The sequence below is a fragment of the Ferrimonas aestuarii genome (assembly GCF_005116665.1).
In the GTDB taxonomy this organism is placed as follows: Bacteria; Pseudomonadota; Gammaproteobacteria; order Enterobacterales; family Shewanellaceae; genus Ferrimonas; species Ferrimonas aestuarii.
This window is the reverse complement of sequence record NZ_SWCJ01000001.1, coordinates 254,407-273,692: the sequence shown is the minus strand read 5'-3', so window position 1 is coordinate 273,692 and position 19,286 is coordinate 254,407. Positions and strand designations below refer to the sequence as shown.

17 protein-coding genes are annotated in these 19,286 nt (G+C 52.3%); 11 read left to right on the top strand and 6 right to left on the bottom strand.

The annotated features are described in order from the left end of the window. Window positions 1-117 precede the first annotated feature (117 nt). The 4 genes from FCL42_RS01315 (at window position 118) to FCL42_RS01300 (ending at window position 2,589) form a co-directional block, all read left to right on the top strand. Window positions 118-414 carry a YciI family protein gene (locus tag FCL42_RS01315; protein WP_136861562.1) on the top strand — a complete coding sequence of 99 codons (297 nt, stop codon included), beginning with the start codon at window positions 118-120 and terminating at the stop codon, window positions 412-414. A 12-nt stretch (window positions 415-426) separates the two neighbouring features. After that, window positions 427-1,239 (top strand): exodeoxyribonuclease III, encoded by an 813-nt coding sequence (xthA, locus tag FCL42_RS01310; RefSeq protein WP_136861561.1) that lies wholly within the window; start codon window positions 427-429, stop codon window positions 1,237-1,239. A 321-nt stretch (window positions 1,240-1,560) separates the two neighbouring features. Further along, window positions 1,561-1,887 (top strand): helix-turn-helix domain-containing protein, encoded by a 327-nt coding sequence (locus FCL42_RS01305; RefSeq protein ID WP_136861560.1) that lies wholly within the window; start codon window positions 1,561-1,563, stop codon window positions 1,885-1,887. A 204-nt stretch (window positions 1,888-2,091) separates the two neighbouring features. Continuing rightward, window positions 2,092-2,589 carry a glycine cleavage system protein R gene (locus FCL42_RS01300; RefSeq protein ID WP_136861559.1) on the top strand — a complete coding sequence of 166 codons (498 nt, stop codon included), beginning with the start codon at window positions 2,092-2,094 and terminating at the stop codon, window positions 2,587-2,589. 92 nt (window positions 2,590-2,681) lie between these two features. On the opposite strand, the gene FCL42_RS01295 is transcribed toward FCL42_RS01300, so the two are convergent. From FCL42_RS01295 to FCL42_RS01285, 3 genes are all read right to left on the bottom strand, one after another. Continuing rightward, complete coding sequence (locus tag FCL42_RS01295; protein ID WP_136861558.1) at window positions 2,682-4,190, bottom strand: DUF3360 family protein; 1,509 nt, start codon at window positions 4,188-4,190, stop codon at window positions 2,682-2,684. Window positions 4,191-4,646: 456 nt separating this feature from the next. Then, window positions 4,647-6,062: a sodium/pantothenate symporter gene (gene panF / locus FCL42_RS01290; protein WP_136861557.1), complete on the bottom strand. Its 1,416-nt coding sequence runs from the start codon at window positions 6,060-6,062 to the stop codon at window positions 4,647-4,649. Continuing rightward, on the bottom strand, window positions 6,055-6,276 hold the full coding sequence (locus tag FCL42_RS01285) for a DUF997 family protein (RefSeq protein ID WP_229359747.1): 222 nt from the start codon (window positions 6,274-6,276) through the stop codon (window positions 6,055-6,057). The genes panF and FCL42_RS01285 overlap by 8 nt, the downstream gene beginning before the upstream one ends. Window positions 6,277-6,795: 519 nt before the next feature. Between FCL42_RS01285 and pflB the strand changes: the two genes are divergently transcribed. The 7 genes from pflB to FCL42_RS01250 all read left to right on the top strand — a co-directional run bounded on the left by pflB (window position 6,796) and on the right by FCL42_RS01250 (window position 16,144). Continuing rightward, entirely contained in the window at window positions 6,796-9,078 is a 2,283-nt protein-coding gene (gene pflB / locus FCL42_RS01280; RefSeq protein ID WP_136861555.1) for a formate C-acetyltransferase, read from the top strand. Window positions 9,079-9,157: 79 nt separating this feature from the next. Beyond that, a complete protein-coding gene (pflA, locus tag FCL42_RS01275) occupies window positions 9,158-9,898 on the top strand; it encodes a pyruvate formate lyase 1-activating protein (protein WP_136861554.1) in 741 nt (246 codons plus the stop codon). A gap of 110 nt (window positions 9,899-10,008) precedes the next feature. Then, window positions 10,009-11,715, top strand: a complete 1,707-nt coding sequence (locus tag FCL42_RS01270; RefSeq protein WP_169308242.1) for a glycosyltransferase family 39 protein — start codon at window positions 10,009-10,011, stop codon at window positions 11,713-11,715. 14 nt (window positions 11,716-11,729) lie between these two features. Next, entirely contained in the window at window positions 11,730-12,746 is a 1,017-nt protein-coding gene (locus FCL42_RS01265) for a glycosyltransferase family 2 protein (RefSeq protein WP_136861552.1), read from the top strand. After that, window positions 12,743-13,948, top strand: coding sequence for a glycosyltransferase (locus FCL42_RS01260; RefSeq protein ID WP_136861551.1), 1,206 nt, complete (start codon window positions 12,743-12,745; stop codon window positions 13,946-13,948). Before FCL42_RS01265 ends, FCL42_RS01260 begins: the two co-directional genes overlap by 4 nt. After that, a complete protein-coding gene (locus FCL42_RS01255) occupies window positions 13,938-15,188 on the top strand; it encodes a polysaccharide pyruvyl transferase family protein (protein ID WP_169308241.1) in 1,251 nt (416 codons plus the stop codon). Before FCL42_RS01260 ends, FCL42_RS01255 begins: the two co-directional genes overlap by 11 nt. Continuing rightward, complete coding sequence (locus FCL42_RS01250) at window positions 15,185-16,144, top strand: lysylphosphatidylglycerol synthase domain-containing protein (protein WP_136861549.1); 960 nt, start codon at window positions 15,185-15,187, stop codon at window positions 16,142-16,144. The genes FCL42_RS01255 and FCL42_RS01250 overlap by 4 nt, the downstream gene beginning before the upstream one ends. On the opposite strand, the gene FCL42_RS01245 is transcribed toward FCL42_RS01250, so the two are convergent. From FCL42_RS01245 to FCL42_RS01235, 3 genes are read right to left on the bottom strand one after another with little or no spacing between them, the layout of a single operon-like run. Further along, on the bottom strand, window positions 16,077-16,823 hold the full coding sequence (locus FCL42_RS01245; protein WP_205729199.1) for a class I SAM-dependent methyltransferase: 747 nt from the start codon (window positions 16,821-16,823) through the stop codon (window positions 16,077-16,079). The genes FCL42_RS01250 and FCL42_RS01245 overlap by 68 nt on opposite strands. Then, on the bottom strand, window positions 16,792-18,813 hold the full coding sequence (locus tag FCL42_RS01240) for a sulfatase-like hydrolase/transferase (RefSeq protein ID WP_136861547.1): 2,022 nt from the start codon (window positions 18,811-18,813) through the stop codon (window positions 16,792-16,794). The genes FCL42_RS01245 and FCL42_RS01240 overlap by 32 nt, the downstream gene beginning before the upstream one ends. Further along, window positions 18,813-19,067, bottom strand: a complete 255-nt coding sequence (locus FCL42_RS01235; protein ID WP_136861546.1) for a hypothetical protein — start codon at window positions 19,065-19,067, stop codon at window positions 18,813-18,815. The genes FCL42_RS01240 and FCL42_RS01235 overlap by 1 nt, the downstream gene beginning before the upstream one ends. Between the last annotated feature and the right edge of the window lie 219 nt (window positions 19,068-19,286).

Here is a 19,286-nt window from a genome sequence, read left to right as displayed (position 1 = left end):
CCGATCTAAAGTCCAACAGCCACACCGTCTCCGGCAACTTCTGTCGTTGCCAGCGCTTTACTCTCAAGATCAATGCCGTAATAATCGAATTTTTCGCAAAAACAAGGGAGCCTCACCATGTGGTACATGATCTACTCCGAAGACGTCGCCAACAGCCTGCCACTGCGTAAACAGGTACGCGCCAAACACCTAGAACGCCTGACCGAGTTGCAACAGCAAGGCCGCCTGATGACTGCAGGGCCGCTGCCAGCCATCGACTCCAACGATCCGGGTGACGCTGGATTTACCGGCTCACTGGTCATCGCCGAGTTCGACTCCTTGGAGCTAGCCCAAGCTTGGGCAGATGCCGACCCGTACATCGATGCTGGCGTCTATGCGCGTTCCACAATCAAGCCTTTTAAAGCGGTTTTCTAATAAGGAACTCCTGTGAAATTTGTTTCGTTTAACATCAATGGCATCCGTGCCCGCCTTCACCAACTGCAAGCGCTGATCGATAAACATCAGCCGGATGTGATCGGCTTGCAAGAGATCAAGGTTAATGACCCGCAGTTTCCCATCGAAGCGGTGGAGTCCATGGGGTATCACGTATACCACCATGGTCAAAAAGGACACTATGGCGTTGCCTTACTGACCAAAGCTCCCGCTACGGACGTTCAAAAAGGTTGGGATACCGATACCGAGGACGATCAGAAGCGGATGATCATGGCAACGGTCGAAGCACCGAATGGAGAGAAAGTTCGAGTATTAAATGGTTATTTCCCCCAGGGAGAAAATCGCACTCATGAAACTAAATTCCCTGCGAAACAAAAGTTTTATGAAGATCTTATGTTTCATTTGAATCAACATCACAGCAATGATGAAAATATTATAGTCATGGGTGATATTAATATTAGCCCAACTGATCTTGATATTGGAATTGGTGATAACAACGCTAAACGTTGGTTAAAAACAGGTAAATGTTCTTTCCTTCCTGAAGAACGAGAATGGTTAGCAACTCTATTAAGCTGGGGCTTTAAGGACAGCTATCGTGAAATAAATCCCGATATTAGTGATCGGTTTAGCTGGTTTGATTATCGCTCAAAAGGTTTCGATGATAACAGAGGGTTAAGAATTGATGTCATCTTGGCAACAAACTCGTTAATGAAATCAAGTGACAGCTCCGATGTAGACTATGAACTACGCGGGATCGAGAAACCTTCAGATCACGCACCAATCTGGACAACTTTTAACTTAAATTAGGTTTAACACACAGTTCCAGAGAGGCTAAATCAACTGCCCCATTAAAATACGATGGCGATTTATTGTTTACATAAGAACTTTCTAAACAAAGTAAATCGCCATAATCAGTTGTTTTTTATTTGTAAAAATCCTGTTTTGAACACCGTTCTTTTTTCTTTATAAATTTAGTTTACTTGTATTTCAGATCAAATTTCTATTGGTTTACACTGGTACAGTCGCTTTTCAGTTGGTATCTATAATGACGACACAATCACTGAGGTCGCGACTTAAATAAAAATAATAAGCCGGCCCTAAAAAGCCTTGGCAGAGGAACCAAAAAAAATGGCACAAGCTCAACTGACCAAACTGATGGAAGCTGTAGAGATCTTCAGAGATGTCTATTCCGAAATCCCGCCACAAACTTGTTTGATGTTTATGCAAGTTTGTCAGGAGGAAGGCTGCTCAATCAAAGATCTTCAAGAACGCTTCGAAATGTCCCAAGCAAGTGCGAGCCGCAACGCCCGCCTGCTTTCAGACCGAGTACATTCTGGTCGTCAAGGTTTAGGCCTTGTGGAGCTGAGAATCGATGAACAAGACTACCGCATCAAACGCGCTTACCTAACTGAAAAGGGCAAAGAGATTCGTGATCGCCTGACCAGCATCGCCTAGCTCTGACTCTTCAGTTGATTGAATCATGCCGCTTTTACAGCGGCATTTTTGTTTTCGCAGATCGAAACCTAATCTCTCTTTGATGATGATATCCCGATTGAGGACGACCTCATTCAGTCAAGAAAGGTCAACTGTTCTCTGGTCTACAATCGCCATAACTGCTAGTTTGGTTGAAGGACTCTCCTTCACAAATCAGGAGTTCACATGGTCACCACCACTATCGCGACACTCACCGGCCCCGACAGAAGCGGGCTACTGCAACTGCTTGCCAAATTGACCCATGAACACCACGGCGTCTGGCGTCAAAGCAAAGTCATCAATGTCGGTGGGCAAACGGCAATCTTGCTTGAAATTGCGGTTTCGGAAGAATCGCTTGGCCCACTGCAGCAGCAGTTTCTTGCCATTACTAACCTGCACTGCCACTTTTCCGTCCCCAAAGACGTAACCGGATTGAATGCCGAGACAATCATCAGCATCGACGCCAACGACCGGCCAGGGATCATGCATGACGTGACCCAAGCGCTACTGGAGTTGGACATCAACATCACCCACAGCGAGCAGCAAAGGATGTCGGCGACCAACCTCGACTCTCCGGTTTTACGGGCGAAGCTGAATCTCAGCTTGCCTGCCGGCGTCACTCCAACCAGCGTCGTATCCGCCCTAGAGTCTCTGCCGGGCCAAATTAGGGCCAGTGCTGGCTAACTTAGTCAGCCCCATACTGATGCCCGTAGGTACTAAACCGCAGGCATAAAAAAACGCAGCCACAGGGCTGCGTTTTTTCAAACCGAGAATGCTTACAGCATTGCTGGCACACCAGGTAGCATGCCCACTGCCAGCATCGCTGCGACACAGATGATGAACGCCATACCAGGGATCAACAGTCGGTCAGCAAAAGACAGCTTGCTAGCACGAGTCTTATCGCCAATCAGGCCGTTGTTATCCAGCAGCATGGTCAGAGCCCATGCAAATACTGGGTTCACCACGATGGAAGCAAAGATACAGATACCGGCAGACTGAGAATCTTTGGTGTCTTTAACCATCTGCATGCCCGCTTCAAGCAGTGGCAGGAATACGCCTACCAGCAGAGCAATGGACATAACAGGACGCCATACGGTGATGTCCATTGGGTAGCCAATAATGGCAACCACAATACACAGAGTACCCAGTAGAATCGCACCCGCAGGAATTGGACGCTTAGCGATGGCCGCAGGAATCATGTAAGTACCCCAAGAGGAGGTAATGTTACCGCCGCCAAACGCAGTACCTACGATTTGACGCAGTGAACAGGTGGTCATGGTGTCATCCACGTCCATCAGTACTTTGTCGGTCTTTTTTGGGTAGTTCAGCTCTTGGAAGATACGGTGTCCCAAAAAGTCTGGAGACCACATGGCCACGGCCAAAATCGCAAATGGCAGAGACGCAATAAAGTGCTGCAGATTAGGCAAGCCTAGCTGCCAGCCGGTCTCAGTAGAACCCCACCAGTACACTGGATTCAGATTTGGCAGACCAGGAGCAGTGACAAACTCCAGATCCAGACCCGCACCAAACAGGAACGCAATCAGAACCGCAGCAATGGAGCACAGTGGAATCGCCAACCAACGCTTGCCCAATCGAGCCAGCACGGAGTAAACCACAATGTTCACCGCCAGAATCATCAGCGCCACGTGGCTCAAGCTGTAATCCAAGGCGTGCTTAGCTTGTAGGCCTTCAGCCCAAGTAAACAGGGAACCGATTTGGCCCATCGAGCCCATCGCCCCGAGGTACACCAGCAGACCGCCGGCAACCCCCTCTCCGGTGAGGTTGACGAGTTTCGACCCCCCTTTGAAGTAACTTAGCAGCAAACCGAAAATACCCAGCAAGATAGCCAGAGCCAGTGGGTGAGCACCCGCCAAGGCAATGGCACCGATCAGAGGGATCATTGGGCCGTGGTTACCGGCAAGGTTAGCTCTAGGATTCAAGAAGCCGGAGCCCAAGATGCAGAACAGCAAAGCTGGAATCAGCATCTCAACGCGAACCACTTCAATGGCCCACTCAGCGCCTAGGTTGACGTGATCCCAACGCTCGGTCAGGCCCGCACCCCAAGCAGCCATTACGGCTGAATACATCACGGTAATGCCGATGGTACCGGCAATGGCAGGAACCAAATCTTCCCACTCGAAACGGAAGTCTCGACCTGGAAGGTTTAGGCCCCAACGGCGGGGTTTCATAATTTGCAGCTCGTGATCCAGATAATCAGAGCGGCTTTCAAATTCACTGCTAGGCTTGTGCAACTCGCTGTAACTCGAGTTATCGTGCTCCCGCATGCTTCTCAACCTCGATAAAAATCAATGGGGGGCTTACCATATTTCTACATAGATAAAAATGGTAAGACCAATTTACTGGCTGTAATGGGGCGAATTAAACTGTACCCCTGAATCGTTGTCAAATATCAAAATGATAGCTCGATCACAACATTCGGTTTACCCATACCTGCCCTAAGGCCATTTGTTCAGATAAGTACCAGTTATAAAAGATAAATTTCCCTTATCGACCCCGACACACAAAAATGACATTTTCTTGTTTAAAAACAAATGCATTTTTGACTCTTGAGCCAATTCGGCTTTGAAGCCAAAACCGGTTTATTCCAATAGACTTCCCAGAAGGTAACTCTCCCCCAATTTGGGTTCACTTAACCATAGCTCAGCGCAGACAAGAGCATGGCTGAACTCATCAAAAAGGGGAGCCATTGGCTCCCCTCTGATCTCCCGTTGAGTAGTGAGTTAGCGGTTGTCGCCCCACTTTTGAACCACCACAAAACTGACCAAAGACAACAGCAGCGCCGGCACAATGGCATGGGTACCTAATAGCTTGATCTTCATAAAGGTCAAAGGGAGATAACAGCCTAAGCCCGCCACCATACTGGCTATCGCCGCACTGGCTCTAGCGTGCTTCCAGAACAGTCCTAAGACCAATGGCCACAAAAATACCACCTGCAACGCCCCAAAAGCCGCCATGTTAAGCCAGATGATCATCTGCGGCGGTTCGATGGCCAGCAGAGTACAGATGGCGGCCACCGCGAGGGTCACCATGCACGTTAGCCACTGCTGCTGTGAGCGAGTCAATGGTCGGCGCTGAATCACCAGATCGTTGACCAAGGTCGAGGTTGCCTGCAGCAACATGGAGTCCACCGAAGACATCACCGCAGCAATGGGCGCAGCAAGCAAAATGCCCGCCACCCAAGGGCTGAACAACTGCACCATTAGGCTGGGAATGATCTCATCAGGGCTTGCCAGTTCCGCCACCAGCGGCCGACCTAAAGCCCCTGCCAAATGGGGCAGCATGGTGACCAGTGCGGTGACCGCTGTGCCCAGCACCATCGCCTTAGCAATGGCACGGCCATCACGGGCGGCCATCACTCGCAACACGGTGTGGGGCAAACCTATGGTGCCAAAGCAAACCAAAACCCAAAATGACAGCAAAAATGGCCACGACATAAACCCATTAGGTCCATGAGGTTCGAGCAGGCCTGGGTCGATGCTGGCCATCTGTGAGGTCAAATTCGACACCCCACCGCCCGCGCTTATCACCCCAATCAGCAGAGCAAACATGCCCCCAAGCATCACCAAACCTTGAATGGCGTCAGTATAGGTAACCGCCCGAAATCCACCCCATAGGGTGTAGATCACCACGGTGGCCACAAACATCAACAGCGCCGCGGTGTAATCAATGCCGGCCACCACGCTAAGCAGCCGAGCGCCACTGGTGAACTGCACCACAATCATGCCAAAAAAGCCGGCAACCAAACTTAGGCCTGCCAGCCACAGCAATGGTGTCGACTGATAGCGGCTGCGGAAAATGTCCAAGATGGTCACGGCTTGGGTATCGCGGCTCAACTGCCATAGTTTCGGCCCCAGCACCCCAAGGGTTAACATCGCCACGGGCACCTGAATCATCGCCAGCAACACCCAGCCCAAGCCAAAGGTGTAAGCGGCACCCGGTCCGCCAATAAAGGAACTGGCGCTGGTGTAGGTGGCCACTAAAGACAGCGCCAACACCCCACCTCCCATAAATTGTCCCCCTAAGAAGTGGCTTCGGGAGAAGGAGCCAGGGGTGGCCGCCGCGCGGGCTGCGAACCGAGAGACCAGTAAGGTCAGTAGCAGATAGCCCAAAATGGCGATCAGAATCGGGTTATTCATGGGTATTTTTCTTAATTAGAAACCAGTATGCCGACGCAATCAGCGCAACAGGGGCAGCGATACAGGAGAGCCAAAACCAAAGTGGCAGGCCCAAATAGCGATTCGCGGAAATGTCCGAAAATAGCAGTGGCCCCAAGGCCCAAAGGGCAAAGTAGCAAGCGGTCAACAGCAGGGAGTAGCGGGTCAAGCGCCCAGATAAGAATGGCTGATTCATCATTCTTCCTTTGTTCTTCAGGTGCAAACACAAGCACCAATAAGCCTTTGATGGTAAACCAACGGCCTTCTCCGGCACAATCGACCCGCTCCCGTTTGGCGTGGGTTCGACGAATAAACCGCCAGCGCAACCAAAGCATGCGGTGGATCGCGGAACCTCAATTCCAAAAACCTCCCTTGCTCAAATTCAAACAACATTGCTTGATCAGAGTCACAAACTAGAAGATATTGGCTCGATAAACTTGTCGAAAACCACAGCCTTTGGAACAATGGTAAAACCAATTTGGTGGAAACGTTCCAACCTCGATGATTCAATTGGGCTCGGAACCGCTTAAGTCAATGAGCGACAACAGAAGTTCGCTCCTATACTCAAGCACGGTTAAAACCAAAATGAATTGTATCGGCATGGCTTGTCATTTCAGCGGTGCCGGTGGACGCTTGGTCATTGTTATCTCGAGCGATCTTCTGCTCAGTGATGATGCAACGGCGTCTCATCTTTACTTGTTAAAGGTTAATCACTATGACAGAGAAACAGACTCAAATTGCGAAAGCCTGGGAAGGTTTTACCGCTGGTGACTGGAAAAGCGAAGTTAACGTTCGTGACTTCATCCAGAAAAACTACACTCCTTATGAAGGCGACGAGTCCTTTCTAGCCGGTTCTACCGAAGCAACCGACAGCCTGTGGGCCAAAGTAATGGAAGGTATCCGTCAGGAGAACTCCACCCACGCTCCGGTTGATTTCGATACCTCCAAGATCTCCACCATTACCGCTCACGATGCCGGTTACATCAACAAAGACCTAGAGAAAATCGTTGGTCTGCAAACTGATGCCCCTCTAAAGCGTGCCATTATCCCTAATGGCGGTATCCGCATGGTTGAAGGTTCCTGCAAGGCTTATGGCCGCGAACTGGACCCGATGACCAAAGAGATCTATACCGACTACCGTAAGACCCACAACGCGGGCGTATTCGATATCTACACTCCTGATATCCTGCGCTGCCGTAAGTCTGGTGTTCTGACCGGTCTGCCTGATGCATACGGCCGTGGTCGTATCATCGGTGATTACCGTCGTGTTGCCCTGTACGGCATCGACTTCCTGATGCAAGACAAACTGAACCAGTTCCACAGCACTCAGGAAGACTTCGAAAACGGCGTTAACCTAGAAGACATCATCCGTCTGCGTGAAGAGATCGCTGAGCAGCACCGCGCTCTGGGTCAAATCAAGCAGATGGCAGAGAAGTATGGCTGCGATATCGGCCGTCCTGCTGAAACCTCTCAAGAAGCGATTCAGTGGACCTACTTCGGTTACCTGGCTGCCGTTAAGTCTCAAAACGGCGCGGCAATGTCTCTGGGTCGTGTATCTTCCTTCCTAGACATCTACATTGAGCGTGACCTGAAAGCGGGCACCATCACCGAGCAGCAAGCTCAGGAGATGATCGACCACTTCGTAATGAAGCTGCGTATGGTTCGCTTCCTGCGTACTCCTGAGTACGATGAGTTGTTCTCCGGCGACCCAATCTGGGCAACCGAAGTGATCGGCGGTATGGGTCTTGACGGCCGTACTCTGGTAACTAAGAACAGCTTCCGTCTGCTGAACACCCAGTACACCATGGGCCCATCTCCAGAGCCAAACATCACTGTACTGTGGTCTGAGTCTCTGCCAGAAGGCTTCAAGAAGTACTGCGCGAAAGTATCCATCGATACTTCCTCAATCCAGTACGAAAACGATGACCTGATGCGTCCAGACTTCAACTCTGACGATTACGCCATCGCTTGCTGTGTATCACCACAGGTTCTGGGTAAGCACATGCAGTTCTTCGGCGCTCGTGCCAACCTGGCCAAGACCCTGCTGTACGCAATCAACGGCGGTGTTGACGAGAAGTCCAAAGCGCAAGTAGGCCCACAGCTGGGCGCCATCACTGATGAAGTGCTGGACTACGACACCGTAATGGGCAAGCTGAACACCTTCATGGATTGGTTGGCAAAGCAGTACGTTACCGCACTGAACGCCATCCACTACATGCACGACAAGTACAGCTACGAAGCGTCTCTGCTGGCTCTGATGGATCGCGACGTTGAGCGCACCATGGCTTGTGGTATCGCAGGTCTGTCTATCACCGCTGACTCTCTGGCTGCCATTAAGTACGCCAAAGTTAAGCCAGTTCGTGATGAAGATGGCGTAGCCACCGACTTCGAAATCGAAGGCGACTATCCTAAGTTTGGTAACAACGACGCTCGCGTTGACGAAATTGCTTGTGAACTGGTTGAAACCTTCATGAACAAGATCCGCGCGCTGAAGACTTACCGCAACGCGACCCCAACTCAGTCTATCCTGACCATCACCTCTAACGTGGTATATGGTAAGAAGACCGGTAACACCCCTGACGGTCGTCGCGCAGGTCAGCCTTTCGCTCCTGGTGCCAACCCAATGCACGGTCGTGATGAGTCTGGTGCGGTAGCATCCCTGACCTCAGTAGCGAAACTGCCATTTGCTCACGCAAAAGACGGCATCTCCTACACCTTCTCCATCGTACCTGGTGCGCTGGGCAAAGAAGAAGACGGTCGTCGTGCCAACCTGGCTGCCCTGATGGACGGTTACTTCAAGAACACCCAGACTCGTGAAGGTGGTCAGCACCTGAACGTGAACGTGATGAACCGTGAGATGCTGCTGGATGCCGTTGAACACCCAGAGAAGTACCCTCAGTTGACCATCCGTGTATCTGGTTACGCCGTTCGCTTTAACGCTCTGACTAAAGAGCAGCAGCAAGACGTAATCACCCGTACCTTTACCGACGCCATGTAAGGTTTGACGGTTAAGTAGTACTATTAAGGCTCTGCTGTTTAGCAGAGCCTTTTTTATGAGAAGTTAGTTCGGAGAATCAATGAGCGTACAAGGCCGAGTTCATTCTTGGGAATCCTGCGGCACCGTAGACGGCCCAGGAATTCGCTTCATCGTCTTTATGCAAGGCTGCCTGATGCGCTGCCAGTACTGCCACAACCGAGATACTTGGGATCTGGAAGGCGGCAAGATGGTCAGTGTTGATGAGGTCATGGAGCAGGTGGAATCCTACCGCTTCTTCTTCGAAGCCTCAGGAGGCGGCGTCACCGCCAGTGGTGGTGAGGCAATCCTACAACCTGAATTTGTCGGCGAACTGTTCCGCCGATGTCGCGAGATTGGCGTTGATACCTGTCTGGATACCAACGGCATGGTACGCCAGCACTCCGACACCATCGACCAACTGCTGGACAACACCGATCTGGTGATGCTGGATCTTAAGCATATCAACGACGACATTCACCGTAATCTCATCGGCGTCTCCAACAAGCGTCCGCTGCAGTTTGCCGAGTACCTGGCCAAACGCAATCAGCGTACCTGGATCCGTTATGTGGTCGTTCCCGGTTACACCGACGACGATGACTCCGCCGAAAAGTTGGCTGAGTTCATTGCGCCAATGAAAAACGTCGAACTGGTAGAGCTGCTGCCCTACCACGAACTTGGCAAACACAAGTGGGTCGCATTAGGCGAAGAGTACCAACTCGATGGCGTGAAACCACCCAGTGGCGATACCATGAATCGCATCAAGGGGATCTTCGAAGCCAAAGGGCTGAAGACCAAGTACTGAACGCCCCCAAGCGACATTCGATGCCCTCATGTGAGGGCATTTTTGTATCTGAAAATCAGTGGCCTGACTACACTTAACTCCATGCCCTTTTTTGCATGGATTGTTGGCCATTGACGGCAGCCCTAAGTAACCACCAAATTCGCTCTAATATAGAGAGCCACCTACTGCAGGCGCTGCTGCTGTGCGTGGGAGGCTGCTACCTATGGTGGCTGACTCGGTATCAGATCCATTGGGATGAGTTTTACTACCTGGCTCAAATCCATCAATTTGTGAATTTTGGCGAGGCTCGCAGCCTGCAAAGCCTTCATGTCCACCTGTTTCCGTGGCTAACCCAAGTGGCTGCCAACGAAGTGGATCAGGTTAATCTTGGTCGAGGGGTGATGCTGATTGCCCTTAGCATCAGCGGCTGGGCCTTGTACCAACTGGCTCGTCACTACCTTGATTCTAAGGCATCTCTATTTGCGCTGATCTGCTGGCTTAGCGTCTCCTATGTGCTTAATAGCGGTGCTCAGTTTCGAGTGGATCCACTGCTCTGTGCCCTTATCTCAAGCGCCTATTCGCTGCTGATCTGCCGCCCTCATCACCGCTCCACTCGCTTTGGAGCCCCAATACTGGTTGCCATCGCCTTGATGCTATCCATTAAGTCTCTGCTGCTGTTGCCCGCCCTAGCGCTGCTGCAATGGGGCGCTCATCACTCAAAAGCCGTGGCCATCACTCGGCTGCTGCTCTCTGCCACTCTGACTCTGACCCTGTTTAGCATCATGCTGATGCTGCATCAGGGCGTAAGTAGCCCCCCAGAGATAAGTGGAGTTGCCCCGGGAGCCACCGGCACCCTATCCAGCGCCTTGCAATACACCTTGCTCAACCTGCAGTGGTTCCCACGGTTTGACTATTTCAAGCAACTGCTGCTGGACAACCCTGCTTTGGTGTTTGCCGCCAGCATTGGGCTTATCTCACTCATAAAATCGAGGCCAGCTTGCCTAGCGGGACAATCCGCCAATCAAACGCCCACACTGGGCCTCGCTCTGATTGCCCAGTCATTGCCACTGCTGAGTCTGCTGTTTTACCGCAATGCCTACCCCTATTTTTACCCGTTACTGCTGATTCCCCTTAGCTTACTTGCGGGCTTGGGCTGGCAATGGTTATCACACTCCCGCATTCGACGATTTCGGTATCTATTGCTGCTGTTCATCCTACCGACTCTATTTCAGTTTGGGCTTATGAAGCCCCAGTGGCACAACCAAACCGAACAGCGCCAACTGCTGTCTGTTATCCATCAACTGTTCCCTGAGCCTGTTGCCTACCTAGACCGCAGCGGCATGATCGCAAGCTTTCCCAAAGTGGGCCCTTTCCTAAGCAGTTGGACCTTAAGTAAATACGCCAGCAATCAACACCCCGTACTGCGTGAGGCCATTCTCAAACACCAACCGCCCCTCTATCTGGTTAACACGCCAGTGCTGGATCTTGACCATCGGATCTATCCCAAATGGGGAGCAAAGCTTGTTGAAGAAGATCAGAAAGCCCTAAGAGCCCACTATCTGCCCCTATGGGGGCCGCTGTATGTGGCAGGAAAACAGCTCGTCTTAACCGAGCAAACTCAACAGATTCAACTGGTCATTGGCGGTCAATACCAGCTCATGGGCCCAGGCTCGGTATTGCTGGATCAGCAGCGCTTCGCCGCCGATGACATGATAACCCTTGCCCCGGGTCACTACCGCCTAAAGGCGTTTGTTCCCGGAACCTACCAGCTGCGCTGGCAGGGGCTACAACCGCCACACCACTCCCCCCCACACTCACCGCTATTTAGTGGTTTTTAGGAGATGTTACGGGCATGAAATTAATAGTGCAGATCCCCTGCCTTAATGAACAACACACCATCACTCAAGTGATTCAAAGCATCCCACGGCAGATTCCAGGCATTGATGTGGTGGAGGTGCTTATCATCGATGATGGCTCTACCGACGACACCATCGCCGTTGCTCAGGCAGCGGGCGCCGACCACATCATCAGCAACACCATCAACAAAGGCTTGGCGTACAGTTTCCATAACGGCATCGAAACCTGCCTGCGATTGGGGGCAGATGTCATCGTTAACACCGACGGCGACAACCAATACCACAGTGGCGACATCCCTAAATTGGTGGCGCCGATATTGGCTCAGCAGGCAGACATTGTCATTGGCGATCGCGGCGGCATGGATAACCCCCACTTCTCTTGGTTTAAGCGCTGCTTGCAGGTACTAGGCAGCACCGTCATTCGCAAAGCCACCGGCCTCAACATCACCGATGCCGTCAGCGGCTTTCGCGCCCTGTCTCGAGATACCGCCCAGCAGATCAATATTGTCTCCGACTTCAGTTACACCATTGAGATGTTGGTTCAGGCCAGCGCTAAGCGCTTGTCAGTGGTCTCAGTGCCAATTCGGACTCACAGCAAAACCCGAGAGTCGCGACTGTTTCGAACCATTCCTCAGTTCATTCAGATGTCGGTCTCAAGCCTGTTTCGCATCTACGTGATGTATCGACCACTGCGTGCGTTTCTCGCCCTTGGCCTCACCGCCATGGTTATCGGTACCCTACCGATTCTCCGATTTCTGTTTCTCTATTTCAGTGGGGATGGCGATGGCCACATTCAATCTCTGGTGATCGGTGGCACCTTAGTGCTGATGGGCGTCATTACCATTTTGGTTGGAGTAGTAGCGGATCTTATCAACTTCAATCGCAAACTGATGGAGAAGCTGCTGCGACGGGTCGAGAAATTGGATGAACAGCTCCATCACCCCTCAAAAGTCCACCCTCAGCCAGATAAGCCCTCTCTCAGTGTGGTTCCGAAAAAGGGCGATTCGCCATGACCGCCATCTCCCGCATTTTGGTTTGTGCATCAACCTTTCCCAGATGGCAGGGTGACCAAGTTCCCGACTTTGTGGCCCAGCAACTGAGGGAGCTGCATAAACTGCATCCGCAACTCGAGATCACCATACTGGCTCCCCATCATCAGGGGGCCAAACGCAAAGAGAATCTAGGATTTGCCGAGATCCACCGTTATCGCTACCTGTTACCCGAAGCATGGCAACAGCTCGCCTACCCGGCCATTTTGCCCAACCTCAAACAGCGCCCTTGGCTGTATCTGCAAGTGCCCCTGCTGATGCTTTGCCAATTCTTTGCTCTGTATCGGCTCGTGAAACGTACTCGGCCTGATGTCATCTATAGCCACTGGTTCGTACCTCAAGGCGTCATCGGCGGACTGGTTGGCTGGTTAACTCAAACACCTCACTGCTACACCAGCCACTCCAGCGACGTGGCCATCGCCGCCAAACTGCCGTTTCTGGGCTCTTGGTTGGTGCGCGCTCTGTCCTATAAAGCCCATGCCATCAGCACCGTCAGTCGACGAACCCAAACCAAGCTGCAAGCGTTTTTTACCCCAGCGCAGTGGCGACAATTGGCTCCAAAGGTGGAGATCATCCCCATGGGTGTGCGGCCACAGCCCCAAACCGCCCTTGGCAACAACACCGTGCTTTTCATCGGGCGCTTGGTCGAAAAGAAAGGCATTCGGTTCTTGATAGAGGGCTTCGCCAGCGCCCTGCCACAGTTAGACGATTGCACTTTAGTGATCGCCGGAGACGGACCACTGCTGCCCCAGCTCAAAGCCCAAGCCGCGCCCCTAGGAAAACGAGTGAAGTTTTGCGGTTACCTAAACCAACAGCAGAAGTGGGCCCAGCTCAATCAATGCCGCGTGTTTGTGCAACCATCCATCATCGCTGCCGACGGAGACGCCGAAGGGTTGCCTGTGGCACTCATGGAAGCGATGTCCCTAGGAAAGGCCTGCATCGCCACTAAGGTCAGTGGGGCCGATGAGCTGATTCAGCACAATCAAAACGGCCTACTCATTGACGATGCCGACGCCAATGCCATTGCCGATGCACTGCGGCGGCTTTGGCACCAACCTTCGGCTCAAACTCACGCAATGCAATCCGCAGCCAAACTCAGCAGTCAGGCGGTGCAGTGGCCAACTGTCGCTCAACGTCATTGGGAGCACCTATTTGATGGCGACTAAGATTCTCCTATTAAACAGCGACTCCCCCTTTAATCGGGGCGACCGTGCCATCCTTGCGGGCAACATCACTCTGCTCAAACAACAATTTGGTGATGACAGCCAGATCACCGCACTGTCCAATTTTCCGGAACGCGACCAACGCTGGTTTGGCATTGAGTTTCTGAATATGGGCGTGCAAAGCCTATCGCCCATCGACCTGCTGATTCTGCTTAGAAAGGCCGCCGCGGTGGATTTTGTGTTTTGGGGCGGTGGAGAGTTTCTCAAGGACTACACCAACAAGCTGGGATTACTCTATTGGTGGTTAAAGATCCGGTTGCTGTCGTGGGTGAACCCAAAACTCTTCGGACTGTTTCAAGGCATTGGTCCCACCCACAGCCAGTTTGGTCGCGGCTTAATTCGCCGTACCGTCGACTGTTGCTCGCTGTTTTTTACCCGAGATCAGGAATCAGCCGATAAGCTCACTCAATGGGGCTGCCGCACGCCAATACTGGCTGGCTTTGATCCCGCCATCGTCTGCCAACCCACTCCTACCGATACGGAATCGATGCTCAACAAGCTGCAGTCATCGGGCATAAGCCGGAGTGACTTGAACAACAGCATCGGCATCGGTCCCCGCCACTGGTTTCACTACCAAAATAGCGGCTGGCTGCCCCATAAATACCGTCACAAATTGCCCTGGAGTCGAAAAATCGACCCTAAAGCCGCCTCGCAGCTCATTGAAGAATTTGCCCATTATCTGGATCAGTTGGTCGACCAGCAGCAGCGAAACCTCATCCTTTTGCCGATGCATATGGCCAGCAGTGAAAACGATCAAGGCCTGTGCCATCAACTGCGTGACGCCATGGAGCACAAGCATCGCGTTCATGTTATTGAGGGTGACGAGCTCTCCCCTAGCGAGTGCTTAGCGCTCATCGCCCACACCCGAGCGTTCGTTGGGATGCGGCTGCACTCCACCATCTTAGCCACGGTCACCGAAACCCCAGCCCAGGTGTTTTACTACGTGGATAAAGGTCGCATCTACTTTGAACAGTTGGGGCTGTCGGGTTTCAGTGCTCCCATTGAGTCCCTACTTGAACGTCAGCAACACCCAAAGCATCTGGCGGCATTCCAGCAACTGATGGAGCAAGGGGACAGCGTATGCCACCAGTCTCAGCAAGTGCTAACTCAAATGCGCCAGCAACTGACATCCATATTAGCTGAGCACCTGCCCGACTCTCCCACCACGGAGCAGCACCGATGACTCCACTGCGGCGAGCCTTAGGTTGGGTCATCGCTCTGGTGCTATTGGCGGCCATCGGTGTCTATTTTCGTCAGCTCCAGTGGCAGCAGCTGCTGGAAGTGGAGTTTCGATGGCCCTATCTGCTGGCGTCGCTGTTGGTGATGCTAATCTGCCGCTGGCAACTGGCGATGATCTGGCGACAACTGTTATTGGGCTTAGCCGATTCACGGTCACTTCCGCTAGAGGCTTGCTCGGCAAGTGCCATCAACACGGTGTTTGCCAAAGCGTGGTTGGGCCGTTACGTGCCGGGCAAGATAACCGGCATTCTGGCGCGCGCGTACTTCGCTGCTCCTTTAGGATTCTCAAAAACAGCGGTGATCACCAGCTCGCTGATGGAAGCTGCTCTGCAGATAGGCATCAGTTTATGTCTAGGACTGAGCTGCCTCATGCTGCTGTCGCACAGTTTTCTGCCAGTTTCCAGTATTCCCTTATTGCTGCTTCTGGTTGGTATGCTGCTGACGGCGCTGTCACCACCGGTATTGCGACCGATACTGACTTGGGCCGGTAAGAAACGCCACCTCAGCATTGCTGCAGAGCACTACCACTGGGCCTTAATGGCCAAGCTATTACTGAGTTACCTCGGCTTTAGCCTGTTCTCTGCCTTTGGGTTATTACTGCTTATCTTAAGCCTAACGCCTCAAATTGAGCTCAACTACCTTCAGGTGGTTGCTGCACAAACCCTATCGAGTAGCGCAGGCATGCTGGCCATCGTCGCGCCCAGTGGCTTGGGGGTAAGAGAAGGGGTGCAGCTGTTGGTGCTGGAGTCGATGTTGTCACCACAACTGCTATTGTGGAGCTTAGTTGGCGCGCGCCTGTTGGGGATTATCGCCGATCTGCTTTATGTGGGCGCTAGCTTGCTGGCTTACGCGCAACCAAAGCGTAGCCGTAAGGAAACGCCTCGGCACTCTTCCCACTGAAGCGTTTTAAAGGCGTCAAGCCACATAAAGCCTGAGTTATCCACACCACACAGCTGGCCAACAATGAACCAACTAAGGGGATAAATTGCAGGTGTTTTGCCAACATATCTGCCATCACCTCGAGGCTTCCCCCTAATGGGGTCAACTCCTCTACCGTCAATCCCGCCTGAAGCATAAATCGCCTCAAAGCAAACTCGGTGTAACGGTAGTAATCGTGGGGGCGCTCGTGAATGCAGTAGAAAAATGGCACGTTCAGCAACAGGTGTCCTTCAGGCTTCAATACCCTGGCGATCTCAGCTATCAGTTGCTGCGGCTCCGTCACATGCTCCAGCACATCGGATAAGATAACCGTATCGAACTGCGCATCCGCTACTGGCAACGGCTGATTCAAATCCCACTCTTGGTCAAGGTGGCAGTGTTCATGACGACAGTGCTGCCAATCGATGCAGGTAACGCCGCTCACTCGCTCTCGGTAGCTTTGAAATAGCGGAACCTGACCACAGCCCAGATCCAGCAATTCCCCCCGGGCATAGGTCGGCAATCGTTGGTGATAAAACTCCGCAATGCGACCGGCCATTAATCGAGAGCCCGGGGCAACCTCGGCTGGGTCAGGGCTTGCCCGAAGCCGCCCTTGTCGATAGACAAACTTACTCGGGCGCCAAGCCTGAATGTTGCGCATATTGCACTCCGTTGCATGCCCCAAGGTGATCAAACCCATAATCCCCCCCATAGAAACGGCACAAACGCCGTTTCAGCTCGGTGATGGGCGCTTCCCCCTGGTAACTAGATAGGTTAAACCACTGGTTTTTATCAAGATCCACCAATACTAAGTCATCATGACGAGGCAACATCAACAACTGCCACTGCCCCAGATACACCGAACGCTGCTTGCGAAGATTCAGTTCTCGATAACGCTCAGGTCGAATCACCGCTCGGCCGTCGCTTCGGACCTGATACAACGACGCCACTTTGGAAAACACCTTAGCTTCATCAATCTGGCTGCCGTCAAACTCTCTCAATGGCAGAGCCGACTCCACAAAGACCGCCCGCTCATCAATTTCGGCAATTTTGTGGGGCAGCGGTTTTCCATCCAATTTGGCCAGATTAAGTTCTAAGGCACTGTCGACGGTGGCGGCGATATCAACCAAAGAGTGCAACCCCGAGTGCCATACCCTAGGGTAACGGCTCAGGCCATGGTTATACCTCTGATACGCCAGCAACACTTTAGATTGAGCTTGAACCAGCAGATTGGTGCCATGACCGAGGGAGTTAACACTGAAGGGCAGCGTCTGTTGATGACTGGCGCTGAGCCCGTCTCCGGATAGACCTAAGCCTTCACCGTGATCCGACATCACAAACACCATGGCGTTATCAAGCAGGCCCGCGTGTTTCAGCTGAGCCATCAGGTTACCAAACTGCGCATCAACCTTTTTCAGCATCGCCAAATACATAAAGTGGTAGTAGTTACCCTGCCAATCCTCGGCGGGCAGATCGATAAAGTCCTGCGAGCTGTATGGCCAGTGAAGCAGACAGAAGTGAGCACTAACTAGGTTTGGCCTATCCATGGCACTGGCATCAACCACCGCTCGGTTAAAACGTGCCGGTTGATACGCTTTACCGTAAGAGCGGTTATCGTACAGGTAGGGGAACAGGTATTGGGACCAGCGCCACTGAAGTGTTAAGTTCACCAAGGGGTTATCACCATTGGTGGTGATGAGCGTATCCGCGGCACCGGCTTTAGGTCCGACCACAGCATCGAAACCAAACCGCTCATCAATGTGATTAAAGCGGCGCTCGTCCAAGGCAAATACCCGCCAATACCCTCGCTCAGCCAAACGCTCTAACAGAAGAAGCTCAGTTCCGGTGAGTTCTGGTGGAGCCAAGTTAAACCTCACCCCATGATGACGGGGGTATTGGCCCCGAAGCAGACTAAACCACGCGGCGTAAGTGCGGGCGATGGGCGTGTAGGTATTGGGATACACTTGGCTGCTGGCCAAAAATTGATCCAAGTTCGGCGTCAGCGCTTTTGCACTGCCAAAGCTGGCCAGATGATCCGGCCGTAGGCCATCAATGCCAATGATGATGATATTTGGGTCACTCTGGCGCTGTTGCAACAAAGGTTGATGACTCAAGGTCCATAGCCCTTGCCACAAACTGAGCCCCACCAGCAGGGTATAAAACCCCAACTTTGACCACTGCATCATGGCAAAGATGGCCACCAACAGGGGCGCCGACGCCACCAGCGCCACCAAAATCGGATGCATTAACGGCGTATCTCGGAAAAATCCATACAGAGACGTTGGCGTAAAATAGGAGTTAAGCACCAGCACCGCAGTCAAATGTATGAGTACCAGCAGCAGCCACAATGAGGTTCGTAGGGCATTATCACTAATCTGCATCCATGGGCGGAAAGACAACACAATGACCAACGCCCACACCAGGTGCAGCATAACGACCATCAGGATGAAAAAGCCCACATCCATCATCAGCCCAGTGCTGAGCTCGCCGTCCTTTAAAAACGCCAGCAGTTTATCCAAAGATAGGGTTGGGCTGGGAGAGACCGCCCTACGAAACAGCCACAACCCCAGATTAAACAGCAGCAGCAAACCACAGGTCTGCAGCCACAGCCTTTGATAACCGATTGGCGGCGATTTAACCGAACTCATCATCAGCGGCGCCCCAAGTCTTCGCTCGCCTCAGGCGTGATCAAAAACCGTTTATGGCCTTCAATAATCACACTGTCATGACGAGACGCGGGCCAATCGCCGGAGCGCAGATAGCGCTCTGCCAAGTTAGAGGGTGTTAGCGGCTTGGATTTCAGGGTCTGCCAATCTTGAAGACAGGAACACACTGCAATCACATTGACCACAAATAACAGCATAATCGCCGACCATACCCACTGAATTCGGCTTTGCTGCAACATAAAGTCTCCCTGAACAAACACCTGTAAACCTTATCAAAAGGTAGTTGGCCGCCTCCGCCTAGGCAAATCGTCTAAGGTGAAAAGAGTTGGCTACTAGGGTGACTGTCAATGCGGGCGCCTCGGGCAAAATTTCACCACCAAAGATAATCTGTACCCTGCGGGCCCCAGCAAATACTCACTTAGAGAGATCGATCACAGATCCCCACACAACATTTGGTT

Excerpts from the sequence above, each read along its gene's own strand:
- FCL42_RS01315 (WP_136861562.1), top strand. The coding sequence starts at position 118 with ATGTGGTACATGATCTACTCCGAAGACGTCGCCAACAGCCTGCCACTG.
- FCL42_RS01305 (WP_136861560.1), top strand. The coding sequence starts at position 1,561 with ATGGCACAAGCTCAACTGACCAAACTGATGGAAGCTGTAGAGATCTTC.
- FCL42_RS01300 (WP_136861559.1), top strand. The coding sequence starts at position 2,092 with ATGGTCACCACCACTATCGCGACACTCACCGGCCCCGACAGAAGCGGG.
- FCL42_RS01295 (WP_136861558.1), bottom strand. The coding sequence starts at position 4,190 with ATGCGGGAGCACGATAACTCGAGTTACAGCGAGTTGCACAAGCCTAGC.
- panF (WP_136861557.1), bottom strand. The coding sequence starts at position 6,062 with ATGAATAACCCGATTCTGATCGCCATTTTGGGCTATCTGCTACTGACC.
- FCL42_RS01285 (WP_229359747.1), bottom strand. The coding sequence starts at position 6,276 with ATGAATCAGCCATTCTTATCTGGGCGCTTGACCCGCTACTCCCTGCTG.
- pflB (WP_136861555.1), top strand. The coding sequence starts at position 6,796 with ATGACAGAGAAACAGACTCAAATTGCGAAAGCCTGGGAAGGTTTTACC.
- pflA (WP_136861554.1), top strand. The coding sequence starts at position 9,158 with ATGAGCGTACAAGGCCGAGTTCATTCTTGGGAATCCTGCGGCACCGTA.
- FCL42_RS01265 (WP_136861552.1), top strand. The coding sequence starts at position 11,730 with ATGAAATTAATAGTGCAGATCCCCTGCCTTAATGAACAACACACCATC.
- FCL42_RS01260 (WP_136861551.1), top strand. The coding sequence starts at position 12,743 with ATGACCGCCATCTCCCGCATTTTGGTTTGTGCATCAACCTTTCCCAGA.
- FCL42_RS01255 (WP_169308241.1), top strand. The coding sequence starts at position 13,938 with ATGGCGACTAAGATTCTCCTATTAAACAGCGACTCCCCCTTTAATCGG.
- FCL42_RS01250 (WP_136861549.1), top strand. The coding sequence starts at position 15,185 with ATGACTCCACTGCGGCGAGCCTTAGGTTGGGTCATCGCTCTGGTGCTA.
- FCL42_RS01245 (WP_205729199.1), bottom strand. The coding sequence starts at position 16,823 with ATGCGCAACATTCAGGCTTGGCGCCCGAGTAAGTTTGTCTATCGACAA.
- FCL42_RS01240 (WP_136861547.1), bottom strand. The coding sequence starts at position 18,813 with ATGATGAGTTCGGTTAAATCGCCGCCAATCGGTTATCAAAGGCTGTGG.
- FCL42_RS01235 (WP_136861546.1), bottom strand. The coding sequence starts at position 19,067 with ATGTTGCAGCAAAGCCGAATTCAGTGGGTATGGTCGGCGATTATGCTG.